This window comes from Sphingobium sp. VMM, from assembly GCF_056790315.1.
The window spans coordinates 112621-127330 of sequence record NZ_JBXGSI010000013.1; the positions used below are offsets into that span (position 1 = coordinate 112621).

The 14710-nt window shown below is 63.5% G+C and carries 10 protein-coding genes; 8 read left to right on the plus strand and 2 right to left on the minus strand.

Features of this window, described 5'->3' with window-relative positions; all coding sequences use genetic code 11:
• The first annotated feature begins 86 nt into the window (after positions 1-86).
• The 7 genes from ACUCV3_RS17400 (at position 87) to ACUCV3_RS17430 (ending at position 9556) form a co-directional block, all read left to right on the plus strand.
• A complete protein-coding gene (locus ACUCV3_RS17400) occupies positions 87-1550 on the plus strand; it encodes a CYTH and CHAD domain-containing protein (protein WP_279727570.1) in 1464 nt (487 codons plus the stop codon).
• Between the two features lie 66 nt (positions 1551-1616).
• Complete coding sequence (gene hisG / locus ACUCV3_RS17405; RefSeq protein ID WP_004208839.1) at positions 1617-2279, plus strand: ATP phosphoribosyltransferase; 663 nt, start codon at positions 1617-1619, stop codon at positions 2277-2279.
• Positions 2269-3555: a histidinol dehydrogenase gene (gene hisD / locus ACUCV3_RS17410; RefSeq protein ID WP_048938106.1), complete on the plus strand. Its 1287-nt coding sequence runs from the start codon at positions 2269-2271 to the stop codon at positions 3553-3555. The genes hisG and hisD overlap by 11 nt, the downstream gene beginning before the upstream one ends.
• A gap of 84 nt (positions 3556-3639) precedes the next feature.
• Complete coding sequence (nusB, locus tag ACUCV3_RS17415; RefSeq protein WP_279727572.1) at positions 3640-4086, plus strand: transcription antitermination factor NusB; 447 nt, start codon at positions 3640-3642, stop codon at positions 4084-4086.
• A gap of 155 nt (positions 4087-4241) precedes the next feature.
• Positions 4242-5159, plus strand: a complete 918-nt coding sequence (thiL, locus tag ACUCV3_RS17420) for a thiamine-phosphate kinase (protein ID WP_482240925.1) — start codon at positions 4242-4244, stop codon at positions 5157-5159.
• Positions 5160-5386: 227 nt separating this feature from the next.
• A complete protein-coding gene (locus ACUCV3_RS17425) occupies positions 5387-7510 on the plus strand; it encodes a sodium-translocating pyrophosphatase (protein WP_279727574.1) in 2124 nt (707 codons plus the stop codon).
• Between the two features lie 54 nt (positions 7511-7564).
• Positions 7565-9556 carry an alpha/beta hydrolase family protein gene (locus ACUCV3_RS17430; protein ID WP_376786407.1) on the plus strand — a complete coding sequence of 664 codons (1992 nt, stop codon included), beginning with the start codon at positions 7565-7567 and terminating at the stop codon, positions 9554-9556.
• 19 nt (positions 9557-9575) lie between these two features.
• Here the strand turns inward: ACUCV3_RS17430 and ACUCV3_RS17435 are convergent, their stop codons facing one another.
• The gene (locus ACUCV3_RS17435; protein WP_482240926.1) at positions 9576-11690 is read right to left on the minus strand and encodes a TonB-dependent siderophore receptor; all 2115 of its coding nucleotides are present in this window, start codon (positions 11688-11690) and stop codon (positions 9576-9578) included.
• Positions 11691-11964: 274 nt separating this feature from the next.
• Here ACUCV3_RS17435 and ACUCV3_RS17440 point away from each other — a divergent pair, with 274 nt between their 5' ends.
• Positions 11965-12639 (plus strand): DUF2490 domain-containing protein, encoded by a 675-nt coding sequence (locus tag ACUCV3_RS17440; protein ID WP_279727578.1) that lies wholly within the window; start codon positions 11965-11967, stop codon positions 12637-12639.
• Between the two features lie 947 nt (positions 12640-13586).
• On the opposite strand, the gene ACUCV3_RS17445 is transcribed toward ACUCV3_RS17440, so the two are convergent.
• Complete coding sequence (locus tag ACUCV3_RS17445; RefSeq protein WP_279727580.1) at positions 13587-14558, minus strand: hypothetical protein; 972 nt, start codon at positions 14556-14558, stop codon at positions 13587-13589.
• Between the last annotated feature and the right edge of the window lie 152 nt (positions 14559-14710).

Here is a 14710-nt window from a genome sequence, read left to right on the forward strand (position 1 = left end):
AATTGTGACAATTATATTTCCTTTCGTGCCCGATTCGATCTAGCGTCCCCGCCCTGACGGCACCGCTCGCAACAAGGGGCGCACGGATGGACAACCGCGAAGTCGAGCTGAAGCTGGAATTTGACCCGGCCGATCGCGCCCTGCTGGCCGATGCACCTTTGTTCGCAGGGCAGAAGGGGCAGGCGGCGCATCTTGTCGCGACCTATTTCGACACCCCCGCGCTCGATCTGCACCGTGCCGGCTTTTCCCTGCGCGTCCGGCGCAAGGGGCGGGCCCATGTCCAGACGATTAAGGCCGATGGCGGCAGGGCGGCTGGCCTCTTTGCCCGCTCGGAATGGGAAAAGCCGGTCGAGGGCAATGTCCCGCTGTTCGATGCGATTCCCGATCCGCTCGATCGGGCCGTCGGCGCCGCCACTGTCGCGACCGCCGACAAGATTTTTGTCACCGATATCGAACGCACCGTGCATCGGCTCGATCGGGACGGGCAGGGTGTCGAATGCGCGATCGATATCGGCCGGGTTCGGGTCGGCCGTCGTGCCACCCCGCTGGCAGAGGTGGAACTGGAATTATTGTCGGGTGAACCAGCCCTGCTTTTTTCGATGGCCCGCCAGCTCAACGACCTGGTGCCGCTCCGTCTGGGCATGCGCTCCAAGTCGGATCGCGGTTATGCCCTGCTCGCGAAGGAACGGCGCAAGCCGGCTAAGGCCGAACCCATTGCGATCGCGCCCGACGCAACCGTCGAACAGGCCTTTCGTGCCATCGCCCAGGGCTGCATCCGCCAATTCCGCCTGAACGAGGATCTGCTGTTCACCACCGGTGCGCCCGGCGCGCTGCATCAGGCGCGGGTAGGGCTGCGCCGGTTGCGCTCGGCGCTGTCGATCTTTGCGCCTGTGCTGGCGGGCGATCCGGCAATCGCGCCGCTGAAGGATGGTCTGCGAGCACTCGCCGCCACACTTGGCCGGGTCCGCAATATCGACGTGCTGCTGCCCAGCCTGCCTGATGATGCCACCGCTCGCCTCGCGCTTGTCCGGGCGGAAGCGCTGGCCGACGCCGAGCTTCGCCTGCAGGCGCGCGAGACCCGAATCCTGATGCTGGACCTCGCAGAATGGCTGGCGCTGGGCGACTGGTGTAGCCAGCCGACCGATGCCGCGTTGCTGCATGCGCCTGTCAGGCCCTTCGCTGCAGAAATCCTGTCGGATCGACGCAAGCGACTGAAGCGCAAGGCGAAGAATCTTGCCAGGCGCAGCGACCAGCGGCGCCACAAGGCTCGCATCGCCGCAAAGAAACTCCGCTACGCCAGCGAATTTTTCGCGCCGCTTTTTCCGAAGAACAAACAGCAGCGACGCCATGCGGCCTTCTCCGCCATGCTGGAAAAGCTGCAGGATGATTTGGGGGCGCTCAACGATCTGGCGACCGCGCCCGCCACCCTCGCGGCGGCCGGTATCGACTTCGATTGGCCCGCGCCGGATGACAAGGCGCAGCGCCGCCTGCTGCGCCGCGCCGAAAAGGCCTATGCCGCTCTGCTCGACACCAGGCGCTTCTGGGGCTGAGCTTCCCGTCCTTCCTGGCCCGAAAATCTTGTGCTTTGGCGCATCGATGGCTAAGGCCCGCGGGTCATGACTCGCCCGATCACCTTCGCCATCCCCAAGGGCCGCATCCTCGAAGAGGCGCTGCCCCTGCTCGCCAAAGCCGGTATCGAACCGGAGGCGGAATTTCATGACAAGAAGAGCCGGGCGCTGCGCTTCGCCACCAACCGGCCCGACGTGTCGATCATCCGCGTGCGCGCCTTCGACGTGGCGACCTTCGTCGCCCATGGCGCAGCACAGATCGGCATTGTCGGTTCCGACGTGGTCGATGAGTTCGATTATTCCGAACTTTACGCGCCGGTGGACCTCAATATCGGCCATTGCCGCCTGTCGGTCGCCGAGCCGGCGGATGCCGGGGATGAAGATCAGGCGGCGATGAGCCATGTCCGCGTCGCCACCAAATATCCCCATCTCACCCGCAAATATTATGAGGCGCGCGGGCTTCAGGCCGAATGCGTGAAGCTGAATGGCGCGATGGAACTGGCCCCCTCGCTCGGCCTGTCGCGTCGCATCGTCGACCTTGTGTCCTCGGGCGCCACGCTCAAGGCCAATGGCCTGGTTGAAACCGCGATCATCATGCCGGTCTCGGCGCGGCTGATCGTCAATCGCGCCGCCTACAAGATGCGTTCGGCCGATCTCACCACGCTGGTGGAGGCGTTCCGCAAGGCCGTGGAGGTGCGCGATGCCGCTTAGGCTCGACAGCAAGGCCGCCGGCTTCGCCGCCGATTTCACCGCCCTGGTCGATGCCCGGCGCGAGGCGGATGAGGATGTGTCGCGCGACGTCAGCGCCATATTGACGGCCGTGCGCGCCCATGGCGACACCGCACTGGCCGATTATACCAGCCGCTTCGACCATCATGATCTGGACGTCAGCGGCTGGGCGGTCGACCCGGCCGATTGCCGCGCCGCGCTCGATGGCCTGTCGACGCCGCTGCGCGATGCGCTCGAACTCGCGGCCGCGCGCATCACTGCCTATCATGAAAAGCAAAGGCCGGTGGATAGTGACGGTATCGACGCCGCCGGCGTGCGCCTCGGCGCGCGCTGGACCGCGGTGGATGCTGCTGGCCTCTATGTGCCGGGTGGCCGCGCCGCCTATCCCAGCTCGCTGCTGATGAACGTCATCCCGGCCAAGGTCGCGGGCGTGCAGCGCATCGCCATGGTGACACCGACGCCGAAAGGCGAGATCAACCCGCTGGTGCTGGCCGCTGCCCAGATTGCGGGGATCGAGGAGATCTGGCGCGTCGGTGGCGCGCAGGCCGTCGCCGCGCTGGCCTATGGCACCGAACGGATCAAGCCGGTCGACGTCATCACCGGTCCCGGCAATGCCTGGGTCGCCGAAGCCAAGCGCCAGCTTTATGGCGTGGTCGGCATCGACATGGTCGCCGGTCCGTCCGAAATCGTCGTCGTCGCCGATGGCCGGAACGACGCCGACTGGATCGCTGCCGATCTCCTGAGCCAGTCGGAACATGACCCGACCAGCCAGTCGATCCTCTTCACCGACGATGCCGCCTTTGCCGATGCCGTCGAACAGGCCGTCATGCGCCGCTTGCCGCTGCTGTCGACGCAGGCCGTCGCCACCACCAGCTGGGCCGCCAATGGCGCGATCATCCTGGTGCGCGACCTGGATGAAGCGATGCCGCTGGTCGATCGACTCGCGCCCGAACATCTGGAACTGGCGGTGGACGATCCCGACCGCTATTTCGCGCAGGTCCGTCATGCCGGCTCGGTCTTCCTTGGCCGCATGACGCCCGAGGCGGTGGGCGATTATGTCGCTGGCCCCAACCATGTGCTGCCGACCGGTCGCCGGGCGCGCTTTTCCTCGGGCCTTTCGGTGCTCGATTTCATGAAGCGCACCAGTTTTCTTGGCCTTACCCCCGACGCGATCCAGGCGATCGGCCCCGCGGCCGTCGCTCTGGCGGAGGCGGAAGGACTGCCCGCTCACGCCGCATCGGTCGCGCTGCGGCTCTGATTTCTTCCCGTTCGGTTCGAGCCTGTCGAGAACCGGTTATGCGGGCTTCTCGACAGGCATGATATTCACGGATTAGAAAGCCGCATGAACGACCGCTCCAAATCCCGCTCCGCCGCGCGCCTCGCCGCGGTCCAGGCGCTCTACCAGCTCGAAATGGAGGGCACGCCGCTCCATCTGCTGCTGCACGAATTCCACGAACATCGCTTGGGTGCGACGATCGAGGACGTGACCTATGCCGAGGCCGAACAGAATTTCTTCGATGATGTCGTGTCGGGCGTCGATCGCCGTCGCGCCGAGATTGACGGGCTGATCAGCGCCCGCCTGTCGAGCGGCTGGACCCTCAACCGCCTTGACAAGCCGATGCGCCAGATCCTGCGCGCGGGCACCTATGAACTGCTCGCTCGTCAGGACGTCGCCACCGGCACCGTCATCAGCGAATATGTCGACGTCGCCCACGCCTTCTACGACAAGCGCGAAGCCGGCTTCGTCAACGGCCTGCTCGACGGCGTGTCGAAGGACGTGCGGAAATAAGGTTGCACGGACGCGTTCTGTAATGGACTTCATCCCGGACTTGATCCGGGATCCATTCAGCGCTTCCTCGCGAACATAGCGCGCAATGGATCCCCGCGTCCGCGGGGATGACGGATGATTTCTGTAGAAGCGGGTGCTGGGATAGAGATTACATCATGTCCGCCGAATCCCGCTTCCTCACCCTGCTGCGCCTGCTCGCCCATGATCCCGCCGCGCAGGGGTTGCAGGACGATGTCGCGGTGCTGCCGGTCGGCGACACGCGCCTCATCCTCACCAGCGACACGATGGTGGAGGGCGTCCATTATCTCCCCACCGATCCGCCGGCCGATATCGGCTGGAAACTGGCGGCGGTAAATCTGTCGGACCTCGCCGCCAAGGGCGCGAAACCGGTGGGCTGCCTGCTCAACTACAGCCTGTCGGGCGATGACGACTGGGATGCGGCTTTCCTCGAAGGTCTGGGGGAGGCGCTGGAACGCCACGCCATGCCGCTGCTCGGTGGCGACACGGTCAGCATGCCGGCCGGCGCGCCGCGCAGCTACAGCCTGACCGCGATTGGGGAGGCGACCAGCACGCCCGTGCCCAGCCGCGCCGGCGCGCGGGCGGGCGACCGCCTCTATGTCACCGGGCCGGTCGGCGATGCCGGGATCGGTCTCGACCTTGCCCGCGCCGATCCTGCCGCATCCGGTCCGCTGGTCGCCGCCTATCGCCGACCGCGCCCGCGTCTGGCAGAGGGGGGCTTGCTTGCCCGCCTCGCGACCGCGATGATGGACCTGTCCGACGGTCTGCTGATCGACGCGGCACGCATGGGCGCGGCCAGCAACCTCGCCGTCACCATCGACCATATCCCGCTATCCACGGCGCTCGAAAGCGTGCGCGGCGCCAGCACCGCGACGCAGCTCGCCGCTGCCCGTGCCGGCGATGATTATGAACTGCTTTTCGCGCTGCCGCCCGGCGTGTCGCCGCCGGTGCGCGCGATCCCGATCGGCCGTTTCGCAGAAGGGGCGGGCCTGACCCTGCTGATCGACGGTGCGGTCATGCCGCTGCCCGACCGGCTCGGCTGGGAACATGGCTGATCTGGATCATTGCGCTACCGGCTTGACGCGCGGCGCCTGACCTGTAGCTTCCTATCACTCTATTCTCAGCCGGTTGGAGCGCCCGATGCGCATCGTCCTGTTGCTGATTGACGCGGTGCCCGATGCCGGCGTTCCCCCGTCCGGCCGCCCGCTGTTGCGCCCTTCGCCCGCCCGTCATTCCCTGCGGAGCGATCGATGACAGCAACAATAGGGGGAGAGGAACAAGCATGCAGATAGTCTATATCGCCATAGGGTGCGGCCTGCTGGCCGTGCTCTACGGGCTTTTCACCAGTCGCCAGGTGCTTGCCGCACCGGCGGGCAATGAAACCATGCAGGCGATTGCGGGGGCAATCCAGGAAGGGGCGAAGGCCTATCTCGGCCGCCAATATACCACCATCGCCATTGTCGGCATCGTTGTCGCCGTCCTTGTCTTCCTTTTCCTGGGGATAACTTCTGCCGTCGGCTTCCTGATCGGCGCGATCCTGTCGGGCGCGGCCGGCTTCATCGGCATGAACATTTCGGTCCGCGCCAATGTGCGCACGGCGGAAGCCTCGCGCGGCACGTTGCAGAGCGGTCTCACCGTCGCCTTCCGCGCCGGAGCGATCACCGGCATGCTGGTGGCGGGCCTTGCCTTGCTCGCAATCAGTGTCTTCTTCTGGTATCTGACCGGCCCGGCCGGCCATGCCCCCGATGACCGGCTGGTGATCGACAGCCTGGTTGCGCTGGCTTTTGGTGCGTCGCTCATTTCCATCTTCGCCCGGCTGGGCGGCGGCATCTTCACCAAGGCGGCCGATGTCGGTGCCGATCTGGTCGGCAAGGTGGAGGCCGGCATTCCGGAGGATGATCCGCGCAACCCGGCGGTGATCGCGGACAATGTCGGCGACAATGTCGGCGACTGCGCCGGCATGGCGGCCGACCTGTTCGAAACCTATGTCGTCACCGTCGGCGCCACCATGGTGCTGACCGCATTGCTGGTAACCGGCGTCGACAACGCCTTCCTGATGCGCTTGATGGCCTTGCCGCTGATCGTCGGCGGCGTGTGCATCATCACCTCGATCATCGGCACCTATATGGTCCGTCTCGGCGCCAGCCAGTCGATCATGGGCGCGCTCTACAAGGGTTTCTGGACCACCGCGATCCTGTCGATCCCCGCGCTCTGGTTCGTCACCCATTATACGCTGGGCGATCTCGACACGCCGTTCGGCACCGATCTGGATGGCGTTGGCGGCTATACCGGCATGGCGCTGTTCTGGTCGATGATGGTGGGCCTTGCCGTCACCGGCCTGCTGGTCGTCATCACCGAATATTATACCGGCACCAATTACCGCCCGGTCCGCTCGATCGCCAAGGCATCGGAAACCGGCCATGGCACCAATGTCATTCAGGGCCTCGCCATCAGCCTGGAATCCACCGCGCTGCCGACGATCGTGATCGTGGTCGGTATCATCGTCGCCTATCAGCTGGCGGGCCTGATCGGCATCGCCTTTGCCGCCACCGCGATGCTGGCGCTGGCCGGCATGGTGGTCGCGCTCGACGCCTATGGCCCGGTCACCGACAATGCCGGCGGCATCGCCGAAATGGCCCATCTCGACGACAGCGTCCGGGTGAAGACCGATGCGCTCGACGCGGTCGGCAACACCACCAAGGCGGTGACCAAGGGCTATGCCATCGGCTCGGCCGGCCTGGCGGCTCTGGTGCTGTTCGGCGCCTATACGGAGGATCTGAAATTCTACAACTCGGCGCTCGGCCTCACCGAGCCGGTCGATTTCAGCCTGTCCAACCCCTATGTCATCGTCGGCCTGCTGCTGGGCGCGCTGCTGCCCTATCTGTTCGGCGCGATGGGGATGACGGCGGTCGGCCGGGCGGCCGGCGACGTGGTCAAGGATGTGCGTGACCAGTTCGCCACCAACAAGGGCATCATGGAGGGGACGTCGCGCCCCAATTATGCCCGCACCGTCGACCTCGTCACCCGCGCCGCGATCAAGGAGATGATCATCCCGTCGCTGCTGCCGGTGCTGGCGCCGATCGCGGTCTATTTCATCATTGCGGCGGTCGCGGGCGTACCCAACGGCTTTGCCGCGCTGGGCGCCCTGCTGCTGGGCGTCATCGTCTCGGGTCTGTTCGTCGCCCTGTCGATGACCTCGGGCGGCGGCGCCTGGGACAATGCCAAGAAATATATCGAGGATGGCCATCATGGCGGCAAGGGCAGCGAAGCGCACAAAGCGGCGGTGACCGGCGACACCGTGGGTGATCCCTACAAGGACACCGCCGGCCCGGCGGTCAACCCGATGATCAAGATCACCAATATCGTGGCGCTCTTGTTGCTCGCGGCGCTTGCACACGGCGCTTAACCCGGTTTTAAATCGCCGGACTGACGATGACCCCGCCCGGCAACGGGCGGGGTCATGTTTGACTGGGGGGTATGTTTGAAACCGATTCTATCCGCCGCAGCCTGCGCGCTCGCGGCTTTTGCACCTGCTGTCTCTGCGCAAACCGATGCGATCAAGGCCGAGGCTGCCAAGGTGTCCGCGACAACCGCCAAGACCTGGCCGATCGAGGCCTTCGCCGAACTGCCGGCAATGGATTCACCCGAACTCTCGCCTGATGGCGCGCGCGTCGCCGCGCGGATCGCGATCAAGGGCGTGCAGCAATTGGTGATCGCCGAAGTGAAAGGCGGCAATGTTCGCACCATGGGCCTGGGCGAAAATGACCTCAACTGGTGGCGCTGGGTCAATAATGACTGGCTGATCGTCGGCATCGGCGCAGAAACCAATGTGCAGGGCATGCCCTGGTCGATCAGCCGCGTCGCCAGCATCAAGGCGGACGGCACCAAGGCCAGCATCCTTGCCAAGGCTGTCGCCGCGCAAAATGGCGACGATGTCATCTGGGTCGCCCGTGATGGCAGCCCGCGCATCCTGCTCTCCTACCAGACCTCCATCTATTATGATGATCTTGGTTTCTGGCCGCAGGTCAGCGAGGTGGACGTCAGCACCGGCAAGATGCGCACCGTCGTTGCGTCGCGCCAATATGTGCGCAGCTGGTATGCCGATGTGACTGGCGCGGTGCGCATGGGGGTGGGCTATAATGACACGACCCGTTCCTCGAAACTGCTCTACCGCCCCGATGGTCGCGGCAGCTTCCGCGTGGTCGACAAGGCTAATCGGCGCCGCCATGAATCGCTGATCGTGCCGATGCTGTTCACTGCCGATCCGGGCAAGGCGATCGCCAGCGACGATCGCGACGGCACCGATGCCTTCTATGAACTGGACCTAGGCACGCTTGAATTGGGCAAAAAGCTCTATGAAGCGCCCGGCTTCGATCTTGGCGGGCTGGAGGTTGATGCCGCTGGCACCGGCATGGCGGGCGTGCGCTACACGGCCGACGCGCCAGCCGTTCACTGGTTCGACCCGACTTTGGCGAAGATTCAGGCGGATATCGACAAGGCCGTGGGCGATCGCCGCGCGCGCATCATCTCGACCAGCCAGGATTTGAAGAAACTGATCGTCCATGTCGGTGCGGCCAGCCAACCGGGGGCCTATTATTATTACGACACCGATTATGGCGCCATGTCGCTGCTATCGAAGGTCAGCGAGACGCTGGGCGTCCGGCCTCAACTCTCGCCGGTCAAGACGATCCGTTACAACGCGCGTGACGGTCTGGAGATCGCGGCGGTGCTGACCCTGCCTTATGGCAAGGAGGCGAAGGATCTTCCTTTAATTCTGATGCCCCATGGCGGCCCCTTCGCCCGCGATGCGGAGACCTGGGATTGGTGGGTGCAGTTCCTGGCCAATCGTGGCTATGCGGTGATCCAGCCCAATTATCGTGGCTCGTCGGGCTATGGTACCGAATTCGCGGCCAAGGGCGAGGGCCAATGGGGCCGTGCCATGCAGGATGACCTCAATGATGCGGTCGATTGGGCAGTGAAGCAGGGCATTGCGGACGCCAAGCGGGTATGCGTCGTCGGCGCCTCCTATGGTGGCTATGCCGCGATGCGCGCGGCCCAGCGCGATGGCGGCAAATATCGCTGCGCCGTCTCCTATGCCGGCGTGTCGGATCTGGGCGCGATGATGCGCTATGACCGGCGCTTCCTGAATTCCGGCGCCAGCGGTGACTGGCTGAAGGAACAGGCGCCCGATTTTGCTGTCGTCTCGCCGATCAATTATGCTGCCGGCTTCTCGGCGCCGATCCTGCTGATGCATGGCAAGAAGGACCGGCGCGTACCGGTCGGCCAGTCCCGCGAAATGGCGGAAAAGCTCAAGGCTGCCGGCAAGGTGGATGGCCGCGACTATATCTATGTCGAACAGCCGCTGGCCGACCATTTCTTCTCGCGCCAGGCAGACCGGCTGGAATTTCTCCAGCAGCTCGAAGCCTTTCTGAAAGCGCATAACCCCGCCTGATCGGGGCGCGGCGCGACCGTCAGAAGTCGCGCCGCAATTCCAGGAAGACGGTGCGCGGCCGGCCGACAAAGGCGCCCTTGCGCGCGTCGAAGGTGGCGACGGCATAGGTCTTGTCGAAGATGTTCTCGACCCGGATCATCGCCTCGGCAAAACCCAGATCCTGGGTGATGCTGCCGTCGAACACGGTAAGGCCGGGAATATGCGCGCCGCGCCGGTCGATCTGCCCCGACACATATTGGCCGCCCAGCGCCAGCGCCGTGCCCCAGGCGGGGATCTGATAGCGGGACCATAGCCCGGCCTGATGATGCGGGGCGTTGGGGAAGCGGCCGCCGACCGCATTGTCGATCGTCGCGCCGTCCGCACTGTCGGTGATGCGCGCGTCATTATAGGCGTAATTGGCGGTCAGCACCCAATTCTTGCTGATATCCGCCGCCACCGTCAGCTCGATCCCCTTGCTGGTGATTTCGCCGACCGGCGACAGCTGGTCCAGGCCATTGACCGGTTCCAGATCGGGATCGACCTGCACGATGCCGTTGCGCACGATATGATAGAGCGCGATCGTCGGTTGCAATTTGCCCTGCATCAGTTCGCCCTTGGCGCCGACCTCGAACTGGCGGCTGGCGATCGGGGCGAAGGGGCCGCCGACGGCCGGGTTCTGGTTGCCGGGGCTTTGCGGCTCGAAGCTCTGGGCATAGCTGCTATAGAGGGACACCGACTGGACCGGCTTGTAGATGCCGCCGACGCGCCAGCTCCAGCGACCGCCATCGGCATAGGCGCCGCCAATCTCGTCCTTGTCGTCGAACCAGTCATGGCGCACGCCGCCGACCAGAATGACATGCTCGCCGATATCGGCCTGTTCCTGGGCATAGACGCCATAGCGATGGGCGCGCGACGCATTCACTTCCGGCGTCAGGCCGGCCAGGTCCGCCTCGGTCGGGTTGCTCAGCCCATAGACGGGATTGCTGAGCGACAGGCCCGGCACGCCCTTGATCGTCACGCCGCTGAAATCCTGGGTCTCGCGATACCAGTCGGCGCCGACCAGCAATGTATGCTTGATCCCGCCGGTCTCCAGCCTGGCGATCATGTTGCTCGCCAGGCTAGCGCCCTCGATCGTGCGATGCTGCGAGCGAAATTCGCGTGGCTGGGTATCGACCACGCCATCGCCGTCGGTGTCGATCGGCCCCAGCGGCTCATGATAGCGCTGATATTCGGTATAGCGGAACCAGCGACCCGATGCATTGATGCTGACCGCATCCGACAGCCGGCTGTCGAGCCGTGCCTGCAGCACCGTGCCTTTCAGGTCCAGTCTGTCGTTTTTCTCATTATGGGTCCAGTTGCGATCGGCCAGGAAATTCCCGTCTGCATCGATCGCCACGCCGCGCAGCCGGTTGCCCGGCAGATCCTGGTCATAACGGGTCGCCTGCACCGTCAGGCTGGTGTCGGGCGCCAGCTTGAACTTCAGCCCGCCGTCCGCGACCAGGCTGCGACTGCCGGAAAAGCGCTGCACCGTGTCGAAACTTTCATAGAACAGGCCGGCGCGCCCGGCGACCACGCCATTTGCGTCGATCGGTCCGGTCACTTCGCCCGATGCGCCATAGCGGTCATAATTGCCGACCACCGCGCGTACCGATGCGGCGAACTTGTCCTGCGGCTTCTTGGTGACATAATTGACCATGCCGCCCGGCGAACTGGCGCCATAAAGCATGCCGACCGGACCTTTGAGAAACTCGACCCGGTCGATGCTGAACAGGTTCGGCACGGCGAAGCCCTGGAACGGGTCGCCGCGCAGCCCGTCATAGAACATCGATTCCTGCCGGAAACCGCGATAGGTAACGGTGGCATATTGGTTGGCGCTGACGCCGGCGACATTGCGATAAAGGTCGGTGATGTCGCGTGCGCCCTGGTCACGGATCAACTCGCTGGTGATGACTTGGACGGATTGGGGAATGTCCATCGGATCGGCCGGGATCTTGCCGATCTCGCTATCCTCGACGCGATAGAGTTTCTGTGCGCGGGCGGTGACCAGGATGTCGCTCTCGCCGGCGGCCGCATCAAGCGGCGCCTGTGCCAGCACGGGCAGTGGCGCGAACAGGAAGGGCAGGGCGCAAAGGCGCGCGAGGCGGAGGCTGGGCAAGGCGGCGATCCCGTTGAAATGGATAAGGAATGGAGCCGGTTCGCTCCTTCTGGCCTCTCCCCAATGTCGCTCGGCTAATGATATTGCGACTATATTGCAATATGTAACAGGCTGATTTGGCGCGACATGTTCCGGCCTGCCGAATGCCGGACGGAGGATGTGCGCATCAGTAATCATCCGGACTGCCATTGTCACAAAATGGCAATCAAACTGACGCTGTCATGTAATCGAATCGTCATAGAGGCCCGCCAACCCTGTTGGAGAGCAATGCCCGATGCGCCGCCTGTCCCTCTGTCTTTTCGTCCTGATGGCGCTGCCCGCGACCGCGCATGCCAGCGAGGATGAGCAACTCTGGACTACCACCAGCGCGACGGTGAAGCTGTCAGATCATTGGCGCCTCCAGCAGGAGATCGTCGCCCGCTTCAGCAATGATCGCGACGGCCTGTACGAGATCGAGAGCAACACGCTGGTGGGCTACAAGCTCAATAAGCAGGTGACGGTCTGGGCGGGCTACACCCATGACCCGCAATATGATGGCGGCGATTTCACCGTGATGGAGCATCGCGTCCGCGAGCAGGTGACGGTCGACAATATCCTCAAGCTCGGCCCTGTGTCGGTCAGCGCGCGGATGCGGATGGAGCAGCGCTGGCGCGAAGGAATTGACGGCACCGCCTGGCGCCTGCGGCCCTATGTGAAGCTGACCATGCCCTTCAAGGAAGGCGGCAAGACCGCGCTGATCCTCAGCCATGAAAGTTTCATCGATCTCAACAAGACCAATTTCCAGCGTATCCAGGGCGAGGAGCGGATGCGCAACATGATCGCGATCACCACGCCGCTGGCCAAGAATGTGAATGCGGAGATCGGCTATCTCCATCAGCATGGCTTCCGCCCCGATGCCGACGACAGCAACGACAATGTCGCCTCGCTCTCGCTCAGCTTCAGTTTCTGATCGCTGGATTGATTGGGGGAGTCCTGCGGCGAGTGCTGAAATAATCAACGCCGCCCCTTGGTAGGACGAAATTTGCGATGCTTTGGGAAATGGTGCCGGGGACCGAGCATTTGTCATGACAAACCTTTCCGATCTTCCGATCACATTTCACAAAAGCAACAATTTAATACAAGTTATACTACCAGTATCCGAAAATTGTAATTCAGGTTCGATCTCGAAGTCAATTATTTTATCAAATCATCTATAGATTATCTAATCGCCGTCAGGATCGTCCAGCAGTTCGCGTGTCGTGCCATTTGGCCAGCTCGACTTGGCATCGAGAGCTGTGTCAAAGAAGGGCCGACGGCGGCGGTGCGCCCCTTGGCCCACATGGCCAGTAGGCGACCGTCCGGATTAGAGCCGGGTTGCGGGGATAGCTGACGCTCTCTCGGACTCAATCACCGACCAAAGTGCGTCGCCCCCCGATCGGGCTTTGAACGGCAGCTTTCGCCAGGACAAGCGACCCGCTCAGCACGAAGCCGCCTGGCAGGTATGCGCCTCATGAGCGGTCATTCGCCGAACCAGCCGCAAATCCTGAAAGCGGACGTTCCTTCAAGCTGGGCCATCGGGCGAGATGGCAGCGCTCGAGCGTTAACCATGGTAAATGAACGCTCAATTGATTGGTCACGTTCTGCGCGGGAAAGATGCTCCTGCGACATCGTTCTGAACGCTGGCCCGCCAAGCCTCATCCCAGCCCGTGACTGCCGATGGGTCGAGACGCTCGACCATTCGGGCAAGTCGCTTCGGATTTGTTACTAGGCCGCCCACCGGCACGGAATGATGGCCCAGGCGAAGATGGACGTTCACCAACGCGCCGATGCCGGGCACGAGCAACACCTCAAGGTTCGCGGGCAGATGCCCTTGAGGAAGAAGGTAGCCGCGCTCGAAAAGCCTGCGATGTTGGGATCTCACGGTCCGGTGGGTCGACCTCGGCATCGCCTGGACGGTTCTGAGTTCGGACCGTCCGGCATTCCGCGCGGCGGCTCGGAACTGATGAAGCGCTTCGGCCATGCATATAACGCCGATCGCCGGATCGCCCCGTCGTGAGAGTCCTTCGATGAGGGTCTCCTCTCTTGCCAGCCGTTGCAACAGTGTGAGCACCGTTGCGACCTCCGCATCGTTCCAAATGTCGCGTCGCATATTTTTGTCCTGCTCATCCGAGTTCGGAAGCTCGGCGGTAGGCGCAGCGTGTCCTCCGCCGAAAGGTAGGAATGGAAATGCTGCACGACCTGACCGCCCAGATCGTAAAGCAGGTCGGCATTGTCGTCATAGGATACGTCGGGGAAGTCGATCAGGCCGCTGACGACATAATCTTCCGGGCGATTTTCGAGAAAATTGCCCTGCGACATGCCGATGGAATGCCCCTCATTTCGCCCCAGATACTGCGCCCAGAGTGTTTCATCGGGTGCCACATAGGTCATGCTGCTAAGATCAAGCGTGAAGGGCCTGAACCCCGCTTTGATCTCTCCTTTGGGTGACACCGAAATGCGAGGAATGTTGATCGTGCGGTCAACCACGAGCGCGGCGGTTTTCGTGATCACCGTAGCAAAATCGGGTGCCGGCGGCGCAACGCCTTCCAGTTCCATTTGTTGCGGTCGATACTGGCTCTGGACCTCTCGCACGAGCTGAGCCTGCACCTCCGGCCGCGAGATATAACTGATGTCTGGAACTGTCCCAGGCGAACGGGACAGCTTCCGTATCGCCTCATAGGCAAGCTGAGCCACCTTCTCGGCTTCGGGATTGTCGAAGGCTCGCGCGGGTGGCGGCCCCGCATATTTCGCGCCTTCCTCGCTCTGTCCCGTTGTGATGCCGAGGCTCCCCAAGATCGTGGGCGCGGCCACCACTGTAACGCTTCTCCGCTCCAAGACCTCGTCGTCCAACACAAGTGCCTTTAAGCGATGCGGATGTGCTCGCGAAGCGTGATGTCGCGGTTCAATGGTGCCAGTGGGCAAGCGAACATGCTCGGCAGAGTGGCGGAAAGCCTTGGCGTTACGCGCTCATCCCGCATGATCAGATTGCGGATAATATGGGA